General features: G+C 71.5%; 27 protein-coding genes. 12 read left to right on the plus strand and 15 right to left on the minus strand.

Annotated features, from left to right (window positions below):
* The 3 genes from OHA72_RS04335 to mtfM are packed head-to-tail and all read right to left on the minus strand — an operon-like array spanning position 1 to position 1,121.
* Positions 1-426: a Fur family transcriptional regulator gene (locus OHA72_RS04335; RefSeq protein ID WP_327006555.1), complete on the minus strand. Its 426-nt coding sequence runs from the start codon at positions 424-426 to the stop codon at positions 1-3.
* Positions 427-435: 9 nt separating this feature from the next.
* Positions 436-1,020 (minus strand): heme-binding beta-barrel domain-containing protein, encoded by a 585-nt coding sequence (locus OHA72_RS04340; RefSeq protein WP_327006556.1) that lies wholly within the window; start codon positions 1,018-1,020, stop codon positions 436-438.
* Positions 1,017-1,121 (minus strand): small membrane protein MtfM, encoded by a 105-nt coding sequence (gene mtfM / locus OHA72_RS04345; RefSeq protein ID WP_033363477.1) that lies wholly within the window; start codon positions 1,119-1,121, stop codon positions 1,017-1,019. The genes OHA72_RS04340 and mtfM overlap by 4 nt, the downstream gene beginning before the upstream one ends.
* Before the next feature lie 12 nt (positions 1,122-1,133).
* Here mtfM and OHA72_RS04350 point away from each other — a divergent pair, with 12 nt between their 5' ends.
* On the plus strand, positions 1,134-1,508 hold the full coding sequence (locus OHA72_RS04350) for a DsrE family protein (RefSeq protein WP_327006557.1): 375 nt from the start codon (positions 1,134-1,136) through the stop codon (positions 1,506-1,508).
* Between the two features lie 28 nt (positions 1,509-1,536).
* On the opposite strand, the gene OHA72_RS04355 is transcribed toward OHA72_RS04350, so the two are convergent.
* The 6 genes from OHA72_RS04355 to OHA72_RS04375 form a co-directional block, all read right to left on the minus strand.
* Complete coding sequence (locus OHA72_RS04355) at positions 1,537-2,322, minus strand: hypothetical protein (RefSeq protein ID WP_327006558.1); 786 nt, start codon at positions 2,320-2,322, stop codon at positions 1,537-1,539.
* A gap of 82 nt (positions 2,323-2,404) precedes the next feature.
* Positions 2,405-2,716 (minus strand): DUF1416 domain-containing protein, encoded by a 312-nt coding sequence (locus OHA72_RS04360; protein ID WP_327006559.1) that lies wholly within the window; start codon positions 2,714-2,716, stop codon positions 2,405-2,407.
* A gap of 13 nt (positions 2,717-2,729) precedes the next feature.
* Positions 2,730-3,581 (minus strand): sulfurtransferase, encoded by an 852-nt coding sequence (locus OHA72_RS04365; RefSeq protein WP_327006560.1) that lies wholly within the window; start codon positions 3,579-3,581, stop codon positions 2,730-2,732.
* 212 nt (positions 3,582-3,793) lie between these two features.
* Entirely contained in the window at positions 3,794-3,886 is a 93-nt protein-coding gene (locus OHA72_RS64525) for an Ms5788A family Cys-rich leader peptide (protein ID WP_442788515.1), read from the minus strand.
* 55 nt (positions 3,887-3,941) lie between these two features.
* Positions 3,942-4,712 carry an LmeA family phospholipid-binding protein gene (locus OHA72_RS04370; RefSeq protein ID WP_327006561.1) on the minus strand — a complete coding sequence of 257 codons (771 nt, stop codon included), beginning with the start codon at positions 4,710-4,712 and terminating at the stop codon, positions 3,942-3,944.
* Positions 4,713-4,791: 79 nt separating this feature from the next.
* Positions 4,792-5,589 (minus strand): hypothetical protein, encoded by a 798-nt coding sequence (locus OHA72_RS04375; protein ID WP_327006562.1) that lies wholly within the window; start codon positions 5,587-5,589, stop codon positions 4,792-4,794.
* A 420-nt stretch (positions 5,590-6,009) separates the two neighbouring features.
* Here OHA72_RS04375 and OHA72_RS04380 point away from each other — a divergent pair, with 420 nt between their 5' ends.
* From OHA72_RS04380 to pstB, 6 genes are all read left to right on the plus strand, one after another.
* Entirely contained in the window at positions 6,010-6,711 is a 702-nt protein-coding gene (locus tag OHA72_RS04380; RefSeq protein WP_327006563.1) for a winged helix-turn-helix transcriptional regulator, read from the plus strand.
* Between the two features lie 14 nt (positions 6,712-6,725).
* Positions 6,726-7,646, plus strand: coding sequence for a mycothiol synthase (mshD, locus tag OHA72_RS04385; protein ID WP_327006564.1), 921 nt, complete (start codon positions 6,726-6,728; stop codon positions 7,644-7,646).
* A gap of 193 nt (positions 7,647-7,839) precedes the next feature.
* A complete protein-coding gene (gene pstS, locus OHA72_RS04390; protein WP_327006565.1) occupies positions 7,840-8,955 on the plus strand; it encodes a phosphate ABC transporter substrate-binding protein PstS in 1,116 nt (371 codons plus the stop codon).
* Positions 8,956-9,052: 97 nt separating this feature from the next.
* Entirely contained in the window at positions 9,053-9,955 is a 903-nt protein-coding gene (pstC, locus tag OHA72_RS04395; protein ID WP_327006566.1) for a phosphate ABC transporter permease subunit PstC, read from the plus strand.
* A complete protein-coding gene (pstA, locus tag OHA72_RS04400) occupies positions 9,952-11,037 on the plus strand; it encodes a phosphate ABC transporter permease PstA (protein WP_442788516.1) in 1,086 nt (361 codons plus the stop codon). Before pstC ends, pstA begins: the two co-directional genes overlap by 4 nt.
* 20 nt (positions 11,038-11,057) lie before the next feature.
* Positions 11,058-11,834: a phosphate ABC transporter ATP-binding protein PstB gene (gene pstB, locus OHA72_RS04405; protein ID WP_327006568.1), complete on the plus strand. Its 777-nt coding sequence runs from the start codon at positions 11,058-11,060 to the stop codon at positions 11,832-11,834.
* Between the two features lie 7 nt (positions 11,835-11,841).
* On the opposite strand, the gene OHA72_RS04410 is transcribed toward pstB, so the two are convergent.
* Both OHA72_RS04410 and OHA72_RS04415 read right to left on the minus strand, forming a co-directional pair.
* On the minus strand, positions 11,842-12,603 hold the full coding sequence (locus OHA72_RS04410; RefSeq protein WP_327006569.1) for an NUDIX hydrolase: 762 nt from the start codon (positions 12,601-12,603) through the stop codon (positions 11,842-11,844).
* A gap of 9 nt (positions 12,604-12,612) precedes the next feature.
* Complete coding sequence (locus tag OHA72_RS04415) at positions 12,613-13,002, minus strand: hypothetical protein (protein ID WP_327006570.1); 390 nt, start codon at positions 13,000-13,002, stop codon at positions 12,613-12,615.
* Positions 13,003-13,075: 73 nt separating this feature from the next.
* On the opposite strand from OHA72_RS04415, the gene OHA72_RS04420 reads away from it, so the two are divergent.
* The 3 genes from OHA72_RS04420 (at position 13,076) to OHA72_RS04430 (ending at position 16,543) form a co-directional block, all read left to right on the plus strand.
* Complete coding sequence (locus OHA72_RS04420; protein ID WP_327006571.1) at positions 13,076-14,053, plus strand: Gfo/Idh/MocA family protein; 978 nt, start codon at positions 13,076-13,078, stop codon at positions 14,051-14,053.
* A gap of 41 nt (positions 14,054-14,094) precedes the next feature.
* On the plus strand, positions 14,095-14,421 hold the full coding sequence (locus OHA72_RS04425) for a hypothetical protein (RefSeq protein ID WP_327006572.1): 327 nt from the start codon (positions 14,095-14,097) through the stop codon (positions 14,419-14,421).
* A 106-nt stretch (positions 14,422-14,527) separates the two neighbouring features.
* Positions 14,528-16,543 carry a M91 family zinc metallopeptidase gene (locus tag OHA72_RS04430; RefSeq protein ID WP_327006573.1) on the plus strand — a complete coding sequence of 672 codons (2,016 nt, stop codon included), beginning with the start codon at positions 14,528-14,530 and terminating at the stop codon, positions 16,541-16,543.
* Here OHA72_RS04430 and OHA72_RS04435 read toward each other — a convergent pair.
* The 3 genes from OHA72_RS04435 to OHA72_RS04445 all read right to left on the minus strand — a co-directional run bounded on the left by OHA72_RS04435 (position 16,540) and on the right by OHA72_RS04445 (position 19,300).
* A complete protein-coding gene (locus OHA72_RS04435; protein WP_327011457.1) occupies positions 16,540-17,556 on the minus strand; it encodes an inorganic phosphate transporter in 1,017 nt (338 codons plus the stop codon). The genes OHA72_RS04430 and OHA72_RS04435 overlap by 4 nt on opposite strands.
* Positions 17,556-18,182: a DUF47 domain-containing protein gene (locus OHA72_RS04440; protein ID WP_327006574.1), complete on the minus strand. Its 627-nt coding sequence runs from the start codon at positions 18,180-18,182 to the stop codon at positions 17,556-17,558. The genes OHA72_RS04435 and OHA72_RS04440 overlap by 1 nt, the downstream gene beginning before the upstream one ends.
* 113 nt (positions 18,183-18,295) lie before the next feature.
* On the minus strand, positions 18,296-19,300 hold the full coding sequence (locus OHA72_RS04445) for a PI-PLC domain-containing protein (RefSeq protein ID WP_327006575.1): 1,005 nt from the start codon (positions 19,298-19,300) through the stop codon (positions 18,296-18,298).
* 53 nt (positions 19,301-19,353) lie between these two features.
* Between OHA72_RS04445 and sigJ the strand changes: the two genes are divergently transcribed.
* Positions 19,354-20,253 carry an RNA polymerase sigma factor SigJ gene (sigJ, locus tag OHA72_RS04450; RefSeq protein ID WP_327006576.1) on the plus strand — a complete coding sequence of 300 codons (900 nt, stop codon included), beginning with the start codon at positions 19,354-19,356 and terminating at the stop codon, positions 20,251-20,253.
* Here the strand turns inward: sigJ and OHA72_RS04455 are convergent.
* Entirely contained in the window at positions 20,236-20,730 is a 495-nt protein-coding gene (locus tag OHA72_RS04455; protein ID WP_327006577.1) for a DUF402 domain-containing protein, read from the minus strand. The two genes, sigJ and OHA72_RS04455, sit on opposite strands and share 18 nt — an antisense overlap.
* 130 nt (positions 20,731-20,860) lie before the next feature.
* On the opposite strand from OHA72_RS04455, the gene OHA72_RS04460 reads away from it, so the two are divergent.
* On the plus strand, positions 20,861-22,846 hold the full coding sequence (locus OHA72_RS04460) for an ATP-dependent DNA helicase (RefSeq protein WP_327011458.1): 1,986 nt from the start codon (positions 20,861-20,863) through the stop codon (positions 22,844-22,846).
* Positions 22,847-23,849: the final 1,003 nt, after the last annotated feature.

Here is a 23,849-nt window from a genome sequence, read left to right on the forward strand (position 1 = left end):
TTACTCCTCTTTGGTACCGCAGCTGTCGCACACACCGAACAGGGCCACGTGGCCGATGTCGAGGCGGAAGCCGCGGGTCGTGCACAGGTCCTCGGCGAGGCCCTCAAGCGTGGACGACGGCAGCTCCTGCACGTCGCCGCAGCCCCGGCACACCAGGTGGGCGTGCTGGTGCTCGCCGAGCGGGTGATAGGTGGGCGCGCCGTGCGACAGATGCGCGTGCGTCACGAGCTGGAGCTCCTCGAGGAGCTCCAGCGTGCGGTAGACGGTGGTGATGTTGACCCCGGCGGCGCGCTCGCTGACGTCGGCGTGGATCTGGTCCGGTGTCGCGTGCCGCAACCGGTAGACCGATTCGAGCACGAGCTGCCTCGGCGCGGTCAGCCGCAGGCCTCGCGACCGGAGCACCGCGGCCAGATCATCGAAACCCACCTTCTTAGGTTAGCCCGCCACGCGCTCCAAGCGGGCGGACAGGTGCGGCTGGAGTTTCTCGCCGACCGCGGCCAGGTCGAAGGCGTAGAGCAACGCACCCTCGACGATGCCGTACAGCCGCTGACCGCCGCGGACCTCCTTGGCGGTCGACGTGCGGACCACCGCGTCGGTGGCCATCTGCCACTGCGTGGTGCCCTTGGCCTGGCCGATGTACAGCTCCATGATCCCGGTCGGCTGGCTGAGCAGCACCTCGACCTCGTCGGTCGCCTTGCCGTCCTCGAGCACCGGCCGCCACCAGCCGGTCTCCCGGTTGCTGGGCTTGACCGGGTTGCCGTCCACGTCGATCACCCACGCCCGCGACTCGTAGAACAGGAACGGCCGGCCGTCGTGGCTGAACCGGATCTCCTGCGCGTAGTGGAAGCCCTCGATCGTCGGGTAGTCGCCCTGCCCCCGCCCGCGCCACACCCCGACCAGCGGCAGCAGACCGAGCAGCGCAGGATGGAGATCCGGGCCGACCCGCAGGTCGTGCGTCTCCTCATACGGGTATTCCCCGACCTGGGCCAAGCCCGCCCACGGCGGCTGCACGTCCGTCACCAACGCCCCCTCGACACCCTCACCGCAAGATAGATCAGGCCGCCGGCCAGTGCGCCCATGCCGGCGACCAGCAGACTCACGAACCCGATCTCGGTAACCATCACCGCGATCCTATGCTGCGAGTCATGGCACGCTCTCTGGTCATCAAGACAACCGCCGGCGCGGACGCGCCGGAGCGCTGCTCGCAGGCGTTCACCGTGGCCGCGACCGCCCTCGCCGGCGGGGTGCCGACCTCCCTGTGGCTGACCGGGGAGTCGGCGTGGTTCGCGCTGCCGGGCCGGGCCGCGCAGTTCGAGCTGCCACACTCGGCGCCGCTCGCCGACCTGCTGGAGGCGATCCTGGCCGGCGGCACGGTGACGCTGTGCACCCAGTGCGCCGCCCGCCGCGGCATCGGCCCCGACGACGTCATCCCCGGTGTCCGCATCGCCGGGGCGGCCGTGTTCGTCGAGGAGGCCCTCCAGGAGGGTGCGCAGGCCCTCGTGTACTGAGGCGTGTCTGGTAGGGACCAGACACGCCTCAGCAGCCGGCCGTCGAGGTGATGCGCAGCGCGTCGCTCTCGACGCGCAGGGCGACGCCCGCCTCGCCGGCCCGGAAGGCGAAGAGCTTCGGCTCGTCCAGGACCACCGCCGTGGCCGGGACCGTGCTCCGTGCGGCGGCGCCGTCGCCGGTGGTGACCGCCTCGACGGTCCACAGGATGCCGCCGCCGGGGCAGACGAGGCGGTGGGTCCGCCACTGCGACGCGCTCTGCTTGAGGGTGTCGAGGACCGCCTGGACCGGCGCCCGGTTGGCGGTCTGCGACTGCGGGGTCGCCTCTTTGACCGCGGCGTCCTGGACCCGGCAGCCCGTGTCCGCGGTGAAGCGCACCTGACCCGGCTGGACCACGGCGCCGCGCAGCGTGACGAAGTCGCCGGCGTCCGCGGTGAGCACATGGGTGTTCGGCCCGCTCACCAGATGGCTCTGGTACGCCGCGGGCAGGGCGTCGTGGACGCGGTCGAGCACGGCGGGCTCGGTGTCCTTCTTGACGTACACCAGCAGCACCCGCTCGAACCGGGTGCCTTCGCGCGCCGAGGTGACCCGGCAGCTCTGGTCGGTGCGCGTGTAGCCGCCGAGCGCGGTCACGGAGGTGGCCGGGTCCAGCGCGGCGGCGACCCGGGCGAGCGCGGTGTCCACCACCGGCAGGCCGTCGGCGATCGTGGTCTGGTCGCGCGACGTCGGCGGATCATTGCGCGAGGAGTAGTAGGCCAGCCCGGCGATGACGAGCGCCCAGGCCGCCGTTCCGGCGATGATCCAGTGACGTTTCACGGCCGACATCTTCGCAGCCCGGGACAACGACGCCGCCCTCCGGGGTTGGGCCCGGAGGGCGGCGTCACTGTGCGTGCGAAGGTCAGGCGACCGCGACGGCGATCTCGTTGATGCCCCGGTCGGCGGCGAGGGTGGCGTCGCCGTTGCCCTGGCGGGACAGGGCCCGCAGGGTCCAGTTGCCGGGAGCGGCGAAGAACCGGAACTGGCCGGCCGGCGAGGTGACGACCTCGGCGGTGAACTCACCGGTCGAGTCGAGCAGGCGCACGTAGGCGCCGCCGACGGGACCGTCGCCGGAGCTGACCACGCCCGTGATGACGGTTTCCTTCTCGACGTCCACGGAGGCCGGGATGGGCGCGCTCTGCTCGGGCGCGCCGCAGCTGTCAACAGCACTCATGATGATCTGCCTTTCACGCGTTACCGGGCTCGTCGCCAACGGCGACGGGGACACCGACGAGGGAGCCGTACTCGGTCCAGGAACCGTCGTAGTTGCGCACGTCGCTGTGCCCGAGGATCTCCTTGAGCACGAACCAGGTGTGCGAGGACCGCTCGCCGATGCGGCAGTAGGCGATGGTCGACTTGCTGTCGTCGAGACCGGCGGCGGCGTAGAGCTCGCGCAGGTCCTCGTCGGACTTGAAGGTGCCGTCCTCGTTGGCGGCCTTGCTCCACGGCACCGACACGGCGGTCGGGATGTGGCCCGGACGCTGCGCCTGCTCCTGCGGCAGGTGCGCGGGGGCGAGGAGGCGGCCGGCGTACTCGTCGGGCGAGCGCACGTCGACGAGGTTCTGCACGCCGATCGCCTTGACGGCGTCGTCACGGAACGCGCGGATCGACAGGTCCTGGTCGTGCACCGCGACGTAGGTCGTGGCGGGGCGGCTGACCTCTTCCTTGGTCAGCGGGCGCCCGTCGAGCTCCCACTTCTTGCGGCCGCCGTCGAGCAGCTTGACGTCGCCGTGGCCGTAGAGCTTGAAGTACCAGTACGCATACGCGGCGAACCAGTTGTTGTTGCCGCCGTAGAGGACCACGACGTCGTCGTTGCCGATGCCCTTGCTGGACAGCAGGGCCTCGAACTGCGCCTTGTTGACGAAGTCCCGGCGGACCTGGTCCTGCAGCTCGGTCTTCCAGTTGATTTTGACAGCACCGGCGATGTGCCCGCCGTCGTAGGCGGCGGTGTCCTCGTCGACCTCGACGAAGACCACGTTGGCGGCACCGATGTTCTGCTCGGCCCAGTCGGCCGTGACCAGGGCGCTCTCGCGACTCATGAGTGTTTTCTCTCCCAGGGAACGATTTGGGGCGGGTCGAGTCGACACACGGGTCGGGGTGTGCACCACGCCGCGCGCGACCCGAGGGGACGGATCACGGTTTCGGCGATGGGTCTGGAAAATGCCGCGGACTGGAACTCGCCCGCCAGACCCATCGGTCTGGGGCGCCGCTGCCTCGAGCCGTTAGAAGAGCACGCTGCAGGGCCGCACCATTAGGGGCGGCAACACAGGCAGGTGGCCACGCGGCACAGGTCGACCGCGCGCCGTCTGGTGAGCAGCATGCTCATGGTCAGGGAGCCTAGCATCGCCGAGAGGGACGGCCCAGGGTCCGTTGAGTCACTGTCCGCCTGTTGGACCTGATCACTGGCTGGACAGCGGGACGTTCTTGGCCGATGCGATGACGAGCAGACCGGAGTCGGTGGTCTCGGCGGAGTTGATCACCAGGTTGTACGGCAGGCCGGGCAGCTTCACGGTGACCTGGAGGCGGCTCTTGTTGGCCTGGATGATGTCGTTGACGAACTTCGGCAGGTTGCCCTGGTCGGTGGTGACCGACTCCAGCTTGAGGCGGACCTTGCCCGACTCGACGACCATGGTGCCGTTCGCGATGATCATGACCTTGAAGCCCTGGTACGCGAACGGGATCCGCAGCTCGATCTTGTTGTTGACAACCTTCACGTCGACGGCGGAGGGGTCCACGCCCTGCGGCAGGTTGGTGAACTCGAGCAGCTTGCGGACGTTGTCCCAGGTCATCGTGGCCCGGCCGGCGACCTCGCCGGCGACGACCTCGCCGGTGCCGTTCATCAGGTCGCGGGCGTCGGCCTTGACCGCCTTGGCGTCGACGGTGAGCTCTTCGAGCTTCACGTTCTCGATCTGCGGCTTGGTCAGCGCGATCGTGATCTTCTCGTACTTCCCGGCGAGGACCTGCGTCAGGAACGGGAAGCCGGCGATCTTGACCGACGGGTTGCCCTCGTAGGTGACCGAGTTGGCCGCGAGCTGCTTGCGGGTCTCGTCGGTGATGCGGTCCTGCGCGGTGCTCGCCGCGATACGGTCAGCGACGAAGAGCACACCCACCAGGATCACCGCCAGCACGACCAGGACAATGCCGATCTTGGCTCCTCGACTCGCCGCCACGGCGCTCCTTCCGCATCCTGCGTGTGTTGTACCGGGACGTACCCAGACACCAGGATTTCGTACCCTGGCAACCTCGGAGCTACAGCAGCAGCAGCGTGCTGGCGACGTAGGCGGCGGGCGCGGCGAAGGCGAAGGCGCCCAGCGGGCCCTGGATGTGCCGGGCCAGCGACACGGCCGGCTCCTCACCGTCGATGAGGCGGCTGGCCTCCGCATAGCCGACCGACAGGTCGACCATGACCGCCACGATGGCGGTGGCCAGCCCGGCGAGCGCGCTCGGCAGCGGCATGATGCCGTCCAGCAGGTTGCCGATGGCGCCGGCGGCGGCCGTGCCGACCATCGCGCCGAGGACGACGCCGGCGCCGCCACGCGGGACCTGCGGCGCGATGCGGGGCAGCGCGACGATCGCGTCGGTGAGCCGGGCGACCAGGATCGCGATGCCGGCCGCGGCGAGGCAGGCGACGATCGCCTGGGTGCCGCGCGGGATCCGGCCCAGGACGATCACGCTGGCGAAGGCGACGACCCCGAGGGTGACGACCAGCGACGAGCCGAGGGACTCGGTGACCCGCTGCCGGCCCGCGGGGCGGGTGAGCTGGCCGACGACGCCGACGATGAACCCGGCGGCGGTGACGTAGGCCAGCGGCGCGAGGGACGCGGGACGGGTGAGCACGGCCGCGACGTCGGTGCCGATCGCGACCGCGATGCCGACGGCGCCGACGACGCGCGGGGCGGGCGGGCGGCTGGCGACGATCCAGACGCCGACGAACAGCACCTGGACGCCGAAGATCACCACGGCGTACGACTCGTGCGTGGTCTGCGCGCCGACGACCAGGCCGACGGTCATCAGGGCGGCGAACCCCGCGACGCCGAGGGAGACCATCCGCCGGATCGGAGGCCACGACTCGGACGTTTCGGGAATTTCCGAAACGTCGGTCTGGTCGACCTGGCCCCGACGCCGGCGACGGGTCGCCGGATCGGCGGCCGGAGGCCGGGCGCCGTGGTCCTCGGCGGAGGGCGGGGTAGCGGACACGCCCCGATGGTGCCAGAACGCCCCCGACCCGGGCAGCACCGGGATGAGGAAACCGCATAGCACGATGACGGAAACGGTGGGGTGTGGCTCACCCGACTGTCTCGATCTGGATTCCCGCCAGCCGCAAAACGTGAATACTCAGATATTCTTCTGTGGGGATACACCCACAACCCTCCCGTCAGTGTGGCCGGGACGAACAGAGCCGCCGCCCTTTCCAGGGGCGCCACAGCGCCCACTGCACGAGGTGCGTCGCGGCCACGGAGGTGACTCGTGGAGATTCTGCTGCTGACCGCGGCCCCCGCGGGCCAGGTGGTCCTGCCCGGCCTGGACCTGCTGCCCCACACGGTGCGCACCGCTCCCCGTGACGTCCGCACACTGGTGAGCGGACCGAGCCCTGACGCCGTCATCGTCGACGCCCGCACCGAGCTGGCCGACGCCCGCGCGACCTGTCGCATGCTGCACGCCACCGGTCTGGGCGTCCCGCTGCTGGCGGTCGTGACCGAGGCGGGCCTCGTCGCCCTGCACGCCGACTGGGGCCTCGACGACGTCATCCTGGCCACCGCCGGCCCCGCCGAGATCGAGGCCAGGCTGCGCCTGGCCGTCGGCCGCCTCAACTCGGCCGCCGCCGCGAGCGGCGGCATGATCAAGGCCGGCGAGCTGACGATCGACCCCGACACCTATGCGGCGAAGCTCAAGGGCCGCCCGCTCGACCTCACCTACAAGGAGTTCGAGCTGCTCAAGTTCCTGGCCCAGCACCCCGGCCGGGTCTTCACCCGCGACCAGCTCCTGCGCGAGGTCTGGGGCTACGACTACTTCGGCGGCACCCGCACGGTCGACGTGCACGTCCGGCGGCTGCGCGCGAAGCTCGGCTCGGAGTACGAGTCGATGATCGGCACGGTCCGCCAGGTCGGCTACAAGTTCGTCGTCCCGCCCGCCCGTCCGCTGCACGAGTCCGAGCCGGTAAGGGTCTGATCTAGTCTTTACCCGTGACCGTCGAGCAGCTTGACCACCTTTCCGACTCCGCTGTCGACCAGGTGCTCGCGCTGAGTCAGGCGGCCGGCGACACCGACGGCGCGCTGCCGCTGTCCGAGCACGTGGTGCTGCACCTGCGGCACGGGGGTGAGGCGCAGGCGGTGCACCTGCTGGCGCGCGACGCCGGCGGCACCGTCGTGGGCTACGCGCACGTCGACACCACCGACGCGGTCGCGGGCGCCTCGGCGGAGCTGGCGGTGCATCCGCTGCACCGGCGGCGCGGCATCGGCCGGGCGCTGGCCAAGGCGGCGATCGCGGTCGCCGACGAGCGCTCCGGCGGCCGGCTGCGGCTGTGGGCGCACGGCGATCACCCCTCGGCCTCCGCGCTCGCGGTCAGCCTCGGCTTCGACCGGGCACGGGTGCTGCTGCAGCTGCGGCGGTCGCTGTTCGCGCCGCTGGACGAGGTCGTGCTGCCCGACGGGGTGTCCCTGCGCGCGTTCCGGCCGGGCGAGGACGACGCCGCCTGGCTCGCGGTCAACGCCGCCGCCTTCGCCGATCATCCCGAGCAGGGCAAGTGGACCCTCGACGACCTGCACGTGCGGCTGCGGGAGCCGTGGTTCGACGCGGAGGGCTTCCTGCTGGCGTTCCGCGGCGGCGAGCTGGCCGGGTTCCACTGGACCAAGATCCACGGTGATCTTGCCGATCACGCGCACGAGCCGATCGGCGAGGTCTACGTGCTGGGCGTGGCGCCCGGCGCGCACGGCGGCGGGCTGGGCCGCGCGCTGACCCTGGCCGGACTCTGGCACCTGCGCTCCCGCGGGCTTGCGCAGGTCATGCTCTATGTCGACGAGGACAACCGCCGGGCCGTGGCCCTGTATCAGCGGCTGGGTTTCGTGCGCTGGACCAATGACGTGAGCTTCCAGCGCGGCGTCTGACGCAAAACGGGCACCACCCATCTCCAGTGGGCAGTTCACCCATTGTCCAACTGGCCTCCGACCAGGCGTCACCTGTCTCCCCGGACCTGTTCACCCTGCGTTCACCCGTCCCCGGATGGCCGGTTACCTAGCGCTCTTAGCGTCCCTCTCAGTCGACGACCCCCGTCGGCAGCACCCCGACGAAGGGACCGCAGTGAACTTCAAGCGGCACGGCATCATGGCCGGCATCGCGCTCACCGCGACGCTGGCGCTCACCGCGTGCGGCTCGGATAACGAGACCCCCAGCACGCCGGGCAGCACCGGTGGCAGCACGCCGGCCTCCGCCATCACCTGCGCCAAGGGCTCACTGACGGCCCAGGGCTCGTCCGCCCAGAAGAACGCGATGGACGAGTGGATCAAGGCGTACCAGCAGAAGTGCACCGACGCCAAGATCGACTACCAGGGCACCGGCTCCGGTGCCGGCATCACCGCCTTCTCGGGTGGCACGGCCGACTTCGCCGGCTCCGACTCGTCCCTCAAGGACGGCGACGAGACCACCAAGGCCACCGCGCGCTGCGGCGGCAACCCGGCGCTCAACCTGCCGATGGTCACGGGCCCGATCGCGATCGCCTACAACCTCGACGGCGTCAAGGACCTCCAGCTCAAGCCGGAGACCCTGGCCAAGATCTTCGCCGGCTCGATCACCAAGTGGGACGACGCCGCGATCAAGGGTGACAACCCCAGCGCGACGCTGCCGTCGAGCCCGATCCTCGCCGTGCACCGCTCGGACTCCTCCGGCACCACGGAGAACTTCACGGGCTACCTGGACAAGGCCGCGACCGGCACCTGGACCTTCGGCAAGGACAAGGTCTGGAAGGCCACCGGCGGCCAGGCCGAGAAGGGCTCCGACGGCGTTGCCGGCGCGGTCAAGAAGACGGCCGGCGCGATCGGCTACGTCGAGTGGTCGTTCGCCAAGTCGAACTCGCTCGGCACCGCCAAGATCTACAACGGCGCCGGTGAGTACACCGCGCTGACCGGCGCGGCCGCCGGCAAGACCGTCGCGGGCGCCAAGATCACCGGCACCGGTGACGACCTGAAGCTGTCGATCGACTACGCCACCAAGGAGGCCGGGGCGTACCCGATCGTCCTGGTGACCTACGAGATCGTCTGCAGCAAGGGCACCCCGGCCGACAAGCTCGAGCTGGTCAAGGGCTTCCTGGGTTACACCGCCAGCACCGAGGGCCAGGCCGTTCTCGACAAGCTGGGTTACGCCCCGCTGCCCGAGTCGGTCCAGACCAAGGTCGCTGCCTCCATCAAGAACCTGGCCTGACAGGACTGTCTTGAGCCAGCAGACTCTGCCTGCCACCTCCGCCGGTTCGCCCGGCGGAGGTGGTGGTCTTCCGAGGCGCCGCCGACTCGGCGCCGACATGTTGTTCCGCGGCACTGCGACGTTCGCCGGCTCGATGGTGCTCATCATCATCGCCGCCATCGCCGTCTTCCTCGTCGTGAAGGCCATCCCCGCCTTCCAGGACGACACCGAGAACTTCTTCACGTTCAAAGAGTGGTTCACCGACGGCGACACGCCGAGGTTCGGCATCGCGGCGACGGCGTTCGGCACGGTCCTCACGGCCGCGCTGGCGCTGCTGATGGCGGTGCCGGTCGCGCTGGGCATCGCGCTGTGCCTCTCGCACTACGCACACCGCCGGGTGGCCACCAGCCTGAGCTTCATCATCGACCTGCTCGCCGCCGTCCCCAGCGTCGTGTTCGGCCTCTGGGGCCGCGACTACTTCTACGAGCCGGTCACCAACCTGTCGAAGTGGCTGCACGACACCGCCGGCTGGCTGCCGATCTTCGGCAGCGAGGGCCCCTACGGCAAGTCGGTCCTGCTCGGCTCGATCGTGCTGGCGATCATGATCCTGCCGATCGTGACGTCGCTGTCGCGTGAGGTGTTCCTGCAGACCCCGCGGGAGAACCAGGAGGCCGCGCTCGCGCTCGGCTCCACCAAGTGGGAGATGATCCGCACCGCCGTGATCCCCTACGGCAAGGCGGGCATCATCGCCTCGGTCATGCTCGGCCTGGGCCGCGCGCTCGGCGAGACGATCGCCCTCGCGCTGACCCTCGGCAGCGTCTTCGCCATCAACTGGGACTTCATCGGCCCTGGCGGCATCACCATCGCCTCCAACATCGCCAACCGGTTCGGCGAGGCCGACGAGTTCGGCCGCAGCGCCCTGATCGCCTCCGGTCTGGTGCTGTTCGCCATCACCCTGGTCGTCAACATGGCCGCCCGCGCGATCGTGTACCGGCGCCGCGAGTTCGTCGGGAGCGCATGATGAGCGTGGAAACCCCGGAGCGGGTGGGCCTGCAGAACGCCCAGCAGCTCCGCACGAAGTCGCTGCCGAAGTGGTCGCCCTGGGCGGTCGCGGCGGCGGCGCTGGTCGTGTCGTTCATCCTGGTGTACCTGACGTCGTGGGGCGGCGCGGTGCTCACCGGCGTCGTCGCGGCCATCCTGTTCGTGGTGTTCCTCGGCATCGCGGCGACGGTCGTCGAGGGCGGCCGGTCGGCCCGCAACCGGATGGCCACCACCCTGATCTACGGGGCGTTCATCCTCGCGCTGGCGCCGCTGCTCTCGGTGGCCTGGACATTGATCAGCAAGGGCAGCACCCGCCTGGACGGCAACTTCTTCGGCACGTCGATGAACAACATCGGCGCGTTCGACGAGAAGGGCGGCGCCTACCACGCGATCATCGGCACGCTCGAGCAGGCCGGCATCGCCACGCTGATCACGGTGCCGCTGGGCATCCTCGGCGCGATCTACATCGTCGAATACGGCCGCGGCTTCCTCGCCAACGCGATCCGCTTCTTCGTCGACGTCATGACCGGCATCCCCTCGATCGTGTCCGGCCTGTTCATCCTGTCGTTCTGGGTCTTCACGGTCACCCCGCTGTTCAACGACGGCAACGCCCGCTACTCGGGCTTCGCCGCGGCCCTGTCGCTCAGCGTCCTGATGCTGCCGACCGTGGTCCGCTCGACCGAGGAGATGCTCCGGCTGGTGCCCACCGCGCTCCGTGAGGGCGCCTACGCCCTCGGCGTGGCGAAGTGGAAGACGATCGTCAGCATCGTGCTGCCGACCGCGGGCCCCGGCATCGTCACCGGCGTCATGCTGGCGGTCGCCCGGGCCGCCGGTGAGACCGCCCCGGTCCTGCTCGTCGCCGGTGGTCTCAGCTCGATCAACTTCAACGTCTTCAGCGGTAACCAGTCGTCGCTGTCGCTGTTCGTGTTCGAGCAGGCCGGTATCGCCTCCGAGTTCGCACCGGGCCGCGCCTGGACGGCGGCGCTCACGCTGGTCGTCCTCGTCCTGGTCCTGACCGTCGCGGCGAAGCTCCTCGCCAGCCGCAACAAGCTCGCCCGATGACCCTCACTGGAGCGCCCCACATGGCAAAGCGCATCGAAGCCCACGGTGTCACCTCGTACTACGGCTCGTTCAAGGCGATCGACGGCGTCTCGATGACCATCGAGCCGAAGTCCGTGACGGCCCTCATCGGACCCTCCGGCTGCGGCAAGTCGACGTTCCTGCGGTCGATCAACCGCATGCACGAGGTCCTGCCCAACGCCCGCATCGAGGGGCAGCTCCTCATCGACGGGCAGAACATCTACGACAAGGACGTCGACGTCACGGCGGTCCGCCGGATGATCGGCATGGTCTTCCAGCGGCCCAACCCGTTCCCGACGATGTCGATCTTCGACAACGTCGTGGCCGGCCTGCGGCTCAACGGCGTGCGCAAGAAGTCGTTGCTGGAGGAGATCGCCGAGAAGGCGCTGCGCAGCGCCAACCTGTGGAACGAGGTCAAGGACCGCCTCGGCCGTCCCGGCGCCGGCCTGTCCGGCGGCCAGCAGCAGCGCCTGTGCATCGCCCGCGCCATCGCGGTCGAGCCGCAGGTCGTGCTGATGGACGAGCCCTGCTCGGCGCTCGACCCGATCTCCACGCTCGCGATCGAGGACCTGATCACCGAGCTGAAGAACCAGTACACGATCGTGATCGTCACGCACAACATGCAGCAGGCGGCCCGTGTCTCGGACCGCACCGGCTTCTTCTCGATCGACAAGACCGGTGACCCCGGGCGCCTCATCGAGTACGACGACACCGCCAAGATCTTCACGAACCCTTCGGTGAAGAAGACCGAGGACTACATCACCGGCCGGTTCGGCTAGGGCTCTCTCATACAGGGCGGATGGCGTCGGCCGGGTTCCGGTCCGACGCCGCCGCCACGGCCGCCTCGATGCTGCCCGCCTCGGCCAGCTCGGTGAGCGTGTAGAGGGTCGGCGGCAGCATCGTGAAGCGGCCGTCGGCGGCCTCGGCCGGTGTGCACCAGACCGTGTCGTCGGCCTCGCCTCCCACGTCCCTGGTGACCTGCCCCTCCGGCAGCGCCGCGAGGAAGAAGTACGTGTCGAAGCGCCGCGGCTCGAACTCCGGCGTGATCCAGCGCGACCACGGCGCCAGCAGGTCGGAGCGCAGCACCAGGCCGTTGCCGGTGAGGAACTCGGCGAACCCGAGCTCCCGCTTGATCAGCGCCAGCCTGGCCTGCTCCCAGTCGGGTCCGCTCACGTCGCCCACGACGGTGTCGACGTCGGCGCCGGCCAGCAGCACCCCCGACTCCTCGAACACCTCCCGCACGGCCGCGCACACCACGGAGCGCGCCACGGACTCCGCGAGCCCCAGCCGGGCCGCCCAGTCCGCCGGCGACGGCCCGGCCCAGTCCGGCTGCACCGTCGCGTCGCGCGGGTCGACACCGCCGCCGGGGAAGACGTACATCGACGCGGCGAAGGCCATCGTGGGCACCCGGCGCAGCAGGTACACCTCGAACGGCGCCCGCAGGAGCATCACCGTACTGGCGAGGCGGGGCTCCACCGGTACACCACCTGCTGCGGCGAACTGACGGGCCTGTTCGGCCAGAGCGGGCGGCAGACGGAACTCGACCATCCGCCCAGCCTAGTCAGGCGCGGGTTCGTGCCCGGGGCGGCCGTGGGTGCGGCGGCGCTCCTTCATCTCGGCCTCGTACACGTGCCGGCGGCCCTGGATCAGCTCGTCGCGGGCGGTCCGGTCGAGCTCCTTGAACAGGGCGTAGTAGCCGTCGTCGAAGTCCTCGACGATCTGGAACGTCCAGCGGCCGGCGATCACGTTGCGGCCGACCAGTTCGGTCGCGATCCGCTCGGCGAGCTTCGCGTGACCGGCGGCGCGGAACAGGTCGACCACCTCGTCGAGCATCAGGTCGGCGTGGCCGATCAGCTGGTGCAGCTCATAGAGGTGCCCGCGGGCCCGCTCCACGGTCTCCAGCGCCTCGCTCAGCTTGCCCAGGGCCTCGACAGTGGCCTCGGACACCCCGTCCGGCCTGCGGTGTTGTTCATCAGATCCCACGATCGCCCGGTACCCACCGGAGCACTAGATTGAACGCATGGCCGACCGCATTCGCTGGGGCATCCTGTCCACCGGCAGCATCGCGAGCACCTTCGTGCAAGACCTGCGGCTGCTGCCGGACGCCACGGTCGCGGCCGTCGGCTCCCGCACCGCACAGAGCGCCGAGCGGTTCGCGGCGAAGCACGGCATCCCGCGGGCGCACGGCTCCTGGCAGGCGCTGGTCGACGACCCCGAGGTCGACGCGATCTATGTGGCGACGCCGCACACGGCGCACTTCGACGCGACGATGCTGTCCCTGGCCGCGGGCAAGGCCACGCTGACGGAGAAGCCGTTCACGCTCGACGTGGCGTCCTCGGAGGTCCTGGTGGAGACCGCCCGCAGCAGCGGCGTGTTCCTCATGGAGGCGATGTGGACGCGCTGCATCCCGGCGGTCCGCCGGATGGTCGACCTCGTCGGCAGCGGCGCGATCGGCCAGCCGACCGCCGTGCACGCGGACTTCGGCATGCAGGTCCCCCGCGACGACACGCACCGGCTGTGGGACCGGGCCCTCGGCGGCGGCGCGCTGTATGACGTCGGCATCTACCCGGTGACGTTCGCGCACCTGTTCCTCGGCGCGCCGTCCAGCGTCCAGGCGTGGGCGCGCATGAGCCCCGGCGGCATCGACGAGAACACCGGCATCCTGCTCGGCTACGACTCCGGCGCGGTCGCGGCGCTGACGTGCTCGCTGATCGGCGACAGCGCGCGCCGGGCGACGATCACGGGCACGGCCGGACGGATCGAGGTGCCCCGCGACTTCTTCCACCCGTCGGGCTTCACCGTCTGGCACGGCGACGAGGCCGAGGTGGTGGACCTGCCGTTCGAGGGTGCCGGCTACCAGTTCGAGGCCGCGGAGGTGCACCGGTGCCTGCGCGAGGGCCTCACGGAGAGCCCGCTGGTCCCCCTCGCCGAAACGCTGGACATTTTGACCGTTCTGGATGTTGTACGGGTAAAGGTCGGTCTTGACTACTCGGCCTGACGGGACCACCTGATCGTTCCGGCTTGACTACCCTGCGCGATATGGCGAGTGAGATCCGGGCCGATCCCGCGGCGTTGAGCGATCTGGCGGATGCCGGGCTGGCCGCGGCCGAGCGCCTCGGCGACCACTTCCGCACCGGCTACCGGCACCTGCCGGTGCCCGTGTCGGCGTTCGGCACCCTCGGCGGCGCCGCCGCGATCCACGGCACCTGCGAGCTGGTGCTGCACGACGCCCAGGCGGCGGTCACGGCGCTGGTCGCGGTCCTGGAGGGCGACGCCGAGCGGCTGTGGCGCACCGCGTTCGCGTATCAGGACGCCGACCGCACGGCCGGCATGCGCATGGGCGGGTCCCGCGGAGCCACGGCATGACCCCCACCGGCGCGACGCTCGAGGCGGTCGCCGCCTCCCGAGGAGCGACGGCAACCACCACCGGCGCAACGCTCAACGCGGTCGCCGCCTCCCCAGGAGCGACCGCATGACCACGACCGGGGCGACGCTCGAGGCGGTCGCCGTCGATGACCTGTGGCGGCTCGGCGCGCGGCCCGATCTGCTCGACGCCGCGGCCGGGGTGTGGCGGGCGACCGGTCGGGACGCCGCCGCCGCGCTCGCGCTGCTGGACGCGGCGGCCCGGCCCGTGACCGGCGCGGCGTGGACCGGTGACGCCGCCGACAGCTACCAGTGGCACCGCGGCAAGCTCGGCCGCGACCTGGATGCCCTCACGCAGCTCTGCCCGGCGACCGCCGCCCGGTACGAGGCGATGGCGGCGCTGCTGCGGCGGGGGCAGGACCTGCTCGACGACGCCTGGAGCCGCATCGCCGCGCTCGTGCCGCACCGGCGCGGCGGTGGCGGCGTCACGTTCAGCCCGGCGGACCAGGCCCAGGCCGGCGCGGTCGGGCGGGCCGTGGCCGACGCGGCCGCCATCCGGGCCGAGGTGGTGCAGGCGCTGGTCGTGCACGACGCGGCGCTTCGCACGTCACGGCCGCAGTGGGCGGTGATCGGCACGCACTGGCGCGAGGTCGCGGCCGGTCGCGTGGAGGGCTGGCAGGCCGCCACCGAGCCAGCGACCGGCGTGGGCGTGATCACGGCCGGCAGCGTCGTGGTCAACGCCGGCGGTGGCGACGACGTGGTGACGGTGCGCACCGAGCCGGACGGCAGCCGGATCGTGCTGGTCGGCGGCCTGCCGGTGCGGGTGCCCGCGGGCGCCCGGCTGGTGGTCCGGGCCGGCGCGGGCAATGACACCGTGCACGTGGAGGGTGCGGGCGGGGTCACCGTGCTCGGCGGCTCGGGCGACGACACCCTCGACGGCGGCGCCGGCGACGACACGCTGCTGGCCGGTGCCGGCGTGGATCACGTACGGGCCGGCGCCGGCGACGACCTGGTGAGCCTGGGCCCGTGGCGCGGCGGCAAGCCGGAGGCCGAGACCGCGGCGCTCGGCGACGGCGACGACCGGCTCTGGGGCAGCGCCGGTATGGAGCGGATCGACGGCGGCGCGGGCGACGACCTGCTGTTCGGCGGGGACGGCGACGACGTGGTCAGCGCCGGTGGCGGCGCGGACACCGTCGACGGCGGCGACGGCGAGGACCGGCTGGCCGGCAACGGCGGGGACGACACGCTGTTCGGCGGGGACTCCGCCGACCATCTCGACGGCGGCGCGGGCGACGACCGCCTTGACGGCGGTGAGGGCGGCGACGTGCTCTACGGGCTGTCCGGTGACGACACCCTGATCGGCGGCGCCGGCGGGGACTACCTGGAGGGCGGCACCGGCGCGGACACCCTCGACGGCGGCACCGGCGCCGACGTCCTGTCCGGTGGCCGCGGCGACGACGTGCTGATCGGCGGCGCCGGCGACGACGTCGTGTACTCCGGCGCCGGCGCCGACACGGTGCTCGGCGGTGCGGGCGCCGACACGCTGTACGGCCAGGGCGAGGACGCCGCCGCCGGGGTCGAGCGGATGGTCGCGGTCCAGTCCTCGGCGGGGTTGGACGGCTTCGTGTGGATCGAGGGCGACGCGGAGTACGTCGAGCGGGTCCGGGCCGACCTGGACCTGCTGAGCGCCTCCCCCGACGGACGGCAGATGCTCGCCGCGCTGCAGGCGACGGGCTCGCAGCTGGTCATCCGGCCGGAGCCCGGCGACAACGGCCACGCCAGGCCCGGCCCGCCGCCCGCGGTGCTCTACAACCCGGCGTGGGGCGGCGTGCAGGAGGGCCGCCCGCCGGTGGTGACGCTGTTCCACGAGCTGGCGCACGTCTACGACTACACGCACGGGACGCTCAACCGGCAGTCGTACAACGGCGCGAGCGGGCGCGACGTCGACGGCTTCGGCAATCCGGTGGGCAACCACGAACGCCAGGCGACCGGGCTGCCGATCGACGACGACGGCGACCCCGCGACCTCCAACCGGATCGACCCGCGGCATCCCGTGGAGCTCACCGAGAACGGCCTGCGCGCCGAGATGCAGCTGGCGCACAGGGACACGTACGGCACCGCTTAGAACATGGGGCGGGCGACCAGGTAGACGAGCACGGCGATGGCGCCCGCGGCCGGGAAGGTGAGGACCCAGGCGATCAGGATGTTGCCTGCGACGTTCCACCGGACCGCGGAGAGCCGCTTGGTCGCGCCGACGCCCATGATCGCAGAGGTGATCGTGTGGGTCGTCGAGATCGGCACGCCGAGCCACGACGTGGTGAACAGCACACCCGAGGCGACGGTCTCGGCGGCGAAGCCCTGCGGCGGGTCGAGGTCGATGACCTTGCGGCCCAGCGTGCGGATGATCCGCCAGCCGCCGGAGTAGGTGCCCAGGGCCAGCATCGTCGAGGAGGTCCAGAAGACCCACCACGGGATGTGGGTGGTGCTGTCCTGGTACCCACCGGCGTAGAGCGCGAGCACCACGATGCCCATCGTCTTCGCGGCGTCCTGCATGCCGTGACCGACCGACATGGCGGCCGCGGAGACGGTCTGCGCGTAGCGGAAGCCCTTGTTGAGCTTGCGCGGGTTGCCGTGGCGGAAGATCCACATGATGGCGATCATCATGATCCCGCCGAGCGTGAAGCCGACCAGCGGCGAGGCCACCATCGGAATGACGACCTTCTCCACGATGCCCGCCCACAGCACCGTGGCGCCCTCGACATCGAAGAGCATCGCGCCGAGGGAGGCGCCGACCAGGCCGCCGACCAGGGCGTGCGACGAGGACGACGGGATGCCGAAGTACCAGGTGATGAGGTTCCACGCGATGGCGCCGACGACGCCGGCGAACACGATGCCGAGGCCGCTCATGCCGCCCGGCGGGTGGATGATGCCGCTGCCGACGGTCTTGGCGACCGCGCCGCCGAGGTGGGCGCCGGCGAAGTTGCCGAGCGCGGCCATGATCAGGCCGGTGCGCGGGCTGAGGGCCCGCGTGGAGACGGAGGTCGCGATCGCGTTGGCGGCGTCGTGGAACCCGTTGGTGTAGTCGAACACCAGCGCCACGAGGATGACGGCCAGCACGGCGACCAGTTGCGCGCTGATCAGGACTCCTTGACGACGATGGTCTCGACGGTGTTCGCCACGTGCTCGAAGGCGTCGCAGGCGGCCTCGAGCTCGTCGACGACCTCCTTCATCTTGAGCACCGTGAGCGCGTCGTACTCACCGGAGAAGAGCCGCACGAGCAGCATGCGGTACGCGTTGTCGCCCTCGTTCTCGAGGCGGTTGCACTCGACCCAGTACTCCTCGAGGTTCTTCATGGTCTTCAGCCGCGGCATCGCGTCGGCGGTGAGCCTGGCCTGCTGGTCGAGGACCTTGACGATCTCGTGCAGTTCGCGGGGCAGCGACGGCAGCTTGGTGAGGCCGTACAGGTACAGCAGGCTGCCGACCGCCTCGAGGTGGTCCATCACGTCGTCGAGCAGCGAGCCGAGCCGGTAGATGTCCTCCCGGTCGAACGGCGTGATGAAGCTGGAGTTGATCTTCTTGTAGAGCTCGTGCGTGATGGCGTCGCTGTCGTGCTCGACCTCGACCAGACGCTCGCTGACGGTCTGCACGTCGACGCCCGGCAGCGCCAGCTCCGAGAGCAACTCGGTGCCGATCACCAGATTCTTCGCCGCGCGGGTGAAGAACTCGTAGAACGAATCGTCGCTGGGACGCAGCCTCAAACGCACAGCCTGACCTCGAGACGTGAACGAAATCCGCGAGTAACCGGTTGGTCCTCGGCGGGAATGCTAGATCCCGCTGCTGAGCTCGGCCGAACCGCAGTCCGCACCCCATGTGTAGTTCATCTCTCGTTCAACTGCTGTTCATCTGGTACCGCCGATCTGCGCGCCTCCGCCCGGTGCTTGCGTACCCGATTGGCCGGTTTGCGGAGAAACCGGGCGAGCGGGCCGCGGTGGTGGCTGGCGATCAGGTCGACCCCGGCGGCGCGCAGTTCCTGCCAGAACGCCGTGCGCGCCGCCCGCGGGCCCTCGGGGACGTCGACGAACCGGATGCGCCGCCCGCCGGCGTGCGCGGCGCCGACCAGGGATCGCAGGATGTGCCGGGCCTCGGCGGGGAACTCGGGCCACTCCTCCTGCGGGTCCCAGCCCAGCCTGGCCCCGAGCGCCTCGGTGACCAGCGGCGCGACGGTGACCGGCAGGCCGCCGGGCTCCAGGTCGGCGAAGCGGCCCTCCAGGAACGCGAACCGCTCGTAGGCGCCGAGCAGGTCGGCGCGGGACCAGTACGGCCCGGTGAGCACCACGGTGATCGCGCCCGGCACGACCCGGCCGCCGAGGAATGTGGTGAGCATCTCGGCCCGGGGGCGCAGCAGGAGGTCGAGGGCCTCGTACTCCGGGCGCGCCGCCTGCAGCGCGGCCGTGCCGTTGACGCTGCGCTGGTGCGGTGGCTGGCCAGGGCGCGGCGCGGCGACGCCCGGGTCGGCGTGGACGAGCAGCAGGAACGGCTCGGCCCGGCGTGGATGGACCCGGCCGAGCGGGCTCTCGTCGACCAGGGTGGCCAGGGGCTCCAGTACCGCGGCCTCGAAGGTCGGCGCGGGCTCGCCGGCGGGCATCACGCAGTCGAGTCGCAGCACGGGCGGCCGGGTGTCGTGGTCGAGGCGCACGGCGACCTCGACGCCCGCGAAGCCCGCGCGGACGGCGGTGGCGACCGGATCCGCCGGGCCGTCGACCGCGACGAGGAGGCCGTCGGCGAGGTACGGCCGGCCCCGCCGTGCCCGCGCCGCGGCCAGTGCACCCATCGCCGCGAGGCCCACCAGTCCGCTGGCGACCGTGGCCAGACCATTGCTCATGCTCAAATGGTATGTAACGTACATATCGCCCGGGCAGGAAACACCCTGCTCCGATGGGCTTGAATGAGTGTGTGGACGACGGGTTCAGCGCGCACCGCGGGCATCTGTTCGGCGTGGCGTACCGGATGCTCGGCAGCAGCGCCGACGCCGAGGACGTCGTGCAGGACGCATGGCTGCGTTACGCCGGGGCGGACACCTCCGGCATCGCCGACCTGCGCGCGTGGCTGACCACCGTCACGGGGCGGCTGTGCCTGGACCATCTGCGCGCCGCGAAGGTCCGCCGCGAGGCGTACATCGGGCCGTGGCTGCCCTCCCCGCTGGTCGAGCGGCTCCCCGACCCGGCGCAGGTCGACCCGGGCGAGCGGGTGTCGTTCCGCGACAGCGTCAGCACCGCGCTGCTGCTCGTCCTGGACGCGCTGACCCCGGAGCAGCGGGTCGCCTTCGTGCTGCACGACGTCTTCGCCGTGCCGTTCGCGGAGGTGGCGGCGACGCTCGGTACCACCACGGAGAACGCCCGGCAGCTGGCCTCCCGCGCCCGGCGGGCGGTCGCCGACGGTGAGCGCCGCCACACCACCGACCGGGTCAGGCAGCAGGAGGTGCTCGCCGCCTTCACCGCGGCGGCGGCCGGCGGCGACCTCGACGCGCTGCTCAAGGTCCTCGCCCCGGACGTCGTCGCGCTCGGCGACGGCAACGGCGCCGGCTCCGCGGCCCGGCGGCCGGTCGTCGGCGCCCTGGCCGTGGCCCGCTTCGTGATCGGCCTCTTCCGGCGGGCGCTGCGCGAGGGGTATGAGATGCGGACCGTCCTGGTCAACGGCGACCTCGGCCTGGTGGTGCGGATGCCGGGCACCGGCGAGACCGCGGTCGCCAGCCTGGCGATCGACCCGTCCGGGCTCGTCACCGGCGTCTACAACCAGCTCAACCCGGTGAAGATCGGGCTACTGGACGAGTTCTAGCCAGTCGAGGTACTTGCGGCCGAACGGCTCCGTGCGCTGCGTCACCGCGCCGAACAGCCAGTCGGCGCTGGCCTGGGCCTCGGCGATGACGTCGGCCGGGTAGGAATACTTCACCTGGTGCGCGGCGAACTCGTCCTCGTCGAGCAGCTCGATCGCGCCCGTCCGGCGCCGCCGCACGTCGAGATCCAGGTCGATCATCGTGACCTCGGTCTCCTCGATCCAGTGCGGCACCGTCGTGATGTCGCAGTAGATCTCGGTGCGGTGCGGCGCGGCGTTGAAACACGCCGTCCACCACGCCTGCCGCGGGAAGAGCAGCACGTGCGGCGCCTCGACCGGGCCGGTGCGCAGCGGGCCCCGGTGCACGATCGTGCCGCTGTCGGCGCCGACCCAGATGCCGTGGTCGTCCTCGCCGAGCAGTCTGGTCTCGTAGTTCCAGTGCAGCGATCCGTCGAACTTCCGGTAGACCACTTTTGGCATGCGCCCACAGTACTGATCGTGCTCTTGGTGGCGGGATTCTGTCGTACCGAGGCGGTAGCTTCTTCGGGTGACTGCCACGCTTCCCACTTCGAAACTGCTCTCCGCCGCCGTCGGCGCGGTGCCCGGCGGCATGGAGCGCCCCGGCCAGCAACAGATGGCCGAGGCGATCGCCGACGCGGCGAAGCGGGAGGAGCACCTGCTCGTGCAGGCCGGCACCGGCACCGGCAAGTCCCTGGCCTATCTCGTGCCGTCGCTGCTCATCGACGGCCCCGTCGTGGTGTCCACCGCCACACTGGCGCTGCAGTCGCAGCTGGTCGACCATGACCTGCCCAGGCTCGCCGACGCGGTCGAGCCGCTGCTGAAACGGCGCCCGACCTTCGCCGTGCTCAAGGGCCGGCACCACTATCTCTGCCTGGCCCGCCTGGAGGGCACGTCCGTCGACGAGCCCGAGGACGCGCTCTTCGACGTCGGCGAGGCCAAGCCGACCCGCTGGCTCGGCGAGGCCGGACGGCTCGGCAAGCACATCGAGCGGCTCCGCGACTGGGCGATGGAGACCGACACCGGCGACCGCGACGAGCTCGACCCGGGCGTCGACGACTCGGCCTGGAAGCTCGTCTCGATGCCCGCCCGCGAGTGCGTCGGCGCGGCCCGCTGCCCCTATGGCGCGGAGTGCTTCGCCGAGGCCTCCCGCGCCCGGGCCCGCGAGGCCGACATCGTCGTCACCAACCACAGCCTCCTCGCCGTCGACATGCTCAGCGGCCGCATGATCATCCCGCCGCACAAGCTCCTCGTCGTCGACGAGGCGCACGAGCTCGCCGACCGGGTCAGCTCCGCGTCGCAGGCCGAGCTCACCCCCGAGCTGCTGGAGCGCGCCGCCCGCCGCTGCCGCCCCTATGTCGACGACGACGTCGCCGACCGGCTCATGGAGGCCGGCGACACCCTCACCGTCGCGCTCGCCGACGCCCCTGCCGGCCGCATCACTGACGGCCTGCCCACCACGCTCGGCGAGGCCCTCACCCTGCTCGACGGCGGCGGCCGCAAGGCCGTCGAGGCCATCGGCGACGTGAAGGCCGACGACCCCGACCCGGTCCGCAAGCAGCAGGCCAAGACGATGGTCAGCGACCTCACGAAGATCGCCCAGCGCATCCTGTCGGGCTCCGAGCACGACGTCACCTGGATCGAGCGCGACGACCGGGGCCGCCGCGCGGTGGTCGTCGCCCCCCTCTCGGTCGCCGGCACCCTCAACACCCACCTGTTCCACGAGCGCACGGTCGTCGCCACGTCGGCGACCCTGGCCCTCGGCGGCCAGTTCGACACCGTCGCCCGCTCCCTCGGCCTGCCGGTCACCATCCCGTCGCCCGCCCTCGCCACCGGGGCGTCCCCGGCCGAGGCCGCCCGCGAGGCGGTCCTGCGCGCCGCCGCCAACCGCGACGAGGCCGACCTCGCGTGGAGCTCGCTCGACGTCGGCTCCCCCTTCGACTACGCCAAGCAGGGCATCCTCTACGTCGCCGCGCACCTGCCCCGGCCGCAGACCTCCGGCCTGTCCGAGCCCGCGGCCAACGAGATGGTCGAGCTCGTCCAGGCCCTCGGCGGCCGCACACTGGGCCTCTTCTCCTCCCGCAAGGCCGCGGAGCGCGCCGCCGAGGTCCTGCGGGCCCGCGCCCCCGGCATCACGATCCTCCTGCAGGGCGAGGAGTCCCTGCCGATCCTCGTGCGCAAGTTCCGCGAGGACCGCAACAGCTGCCTGCTCGGCGTCATGTCCCTCTGGCAGGGCGTCGACGTGCCCGGCGACGCCTGCCAGCTCGTCATCATCGACCGGCTCCCTTTCCCCCGCCCCGACGAGCCCCTCGCCGCCGCCCGCTCCGCCGCCGTCGACTCCTCCGGCGGCTCGGGCTTCGCCGCGGTCAGCGTGCCGATCGCGGCGGTCCGGCTCGCCCAGGGCGTCGGCCGCCTGATCCGCGCCGGCTCCGACAAGGGCGTCGTGGCGGTGCTGGACTCCCGCCTGGAGACCGCCCGCGGCTACGGCCCGTATCTGCGCGCCTCACTCCCCCCGTTCTGGTACACCACCAAGCCCGACCTGGTCCGCGGCGCCTTGCGCCGCCTCGCCTCCTCGTAGGTCCCGCGACCCTGCCCCGTCCACCCGGTGGTGCTTGCCTCCTGCGCCCGCATCGCCCGCATCGCCCGCAGCAGCCGCGGGCGCGGTGGAGGTGGCGAAGATTGGGATCCGCACCGGCCAGCCGGCGTTGCCCAGCACCGGCCAGATCAGCGCGCCGCGACGGCGACGGCCGGCAGTCGATCGCCGGCCTGGCCGGGTCTTCCGGCCCGCTGGCCTGGCCAGGTCTTCGTTCCGGCCCGCTGGCCTGGCCGGGACTTCGTTCCGGCTCACTGGCCTGGCCGGGACTTCGTTCCGGCTCACTGGCCTGGCCGGGACTTCGTTCCGGCTCACTGGCCTGGCCGGGACTTCGTTCCGGCCCACTGGCCTGGCCGGGACTTCGTTCCGGCCCACTGGCCTGGCCGGGACCTCCTTCCGGCCCACTGGCCTGGCCGGGACCTCCTTCCGGCCCACTGGCCTGGCCGGGACCTCCTTCCGGCCCACTGGCCTGGCCGGGACCTCCTTCCGGCCCACTGGCCTGGCCGGGACCTCCTTCCGGCCCACTGGCCTGGCCGGGACCTCCTTCCGGCCCACTGGCCTGGCCGGGACCTCCTTCCGGCCCACTGGCCTGGCCGGGACCTCCTTCCGGCCCACTGGCCTGGCCGGGACCTCCTTCCGGCCCACTGGCCTGGCCGGGACCTCCTTCCGGCCCGCCGGGCTGGCCGGCTTCCGGCCGCCGGGCTGGCCGGGACTTCCAGCTGGCCCGCCGGGCTGGCGACGCTCCTGCGCCCGCCCGGCGGACAGCGGCAATCGCCCCAGATCCATCCCTCGATCCCGAACGCCACCCCACCGATCCTGGGCTGCACCCACCTCGTGATCACGGAGCTTCGATGGCACCCGAGCCGTGAAGTTCCGCGATCAGGAGGCCATGGTCAGAGTCGACGGCCGAACCAGGAAGCCCACGCGTCGGAACGGCAATCTTCGGCACAGGACCGTGCCCGACTCGCACCTGGACGCGGGCACTGCG

This window comes from Dactylosporangium sp. NBC_01737, from assembly GCF_035963215.1.
Taxonomy (GTDB): domain Bacteria; phylum Actinomycetota; class Actinomycetes; order Mycobacteriales; family Micromonosporaceae; genus Dactylosporangium.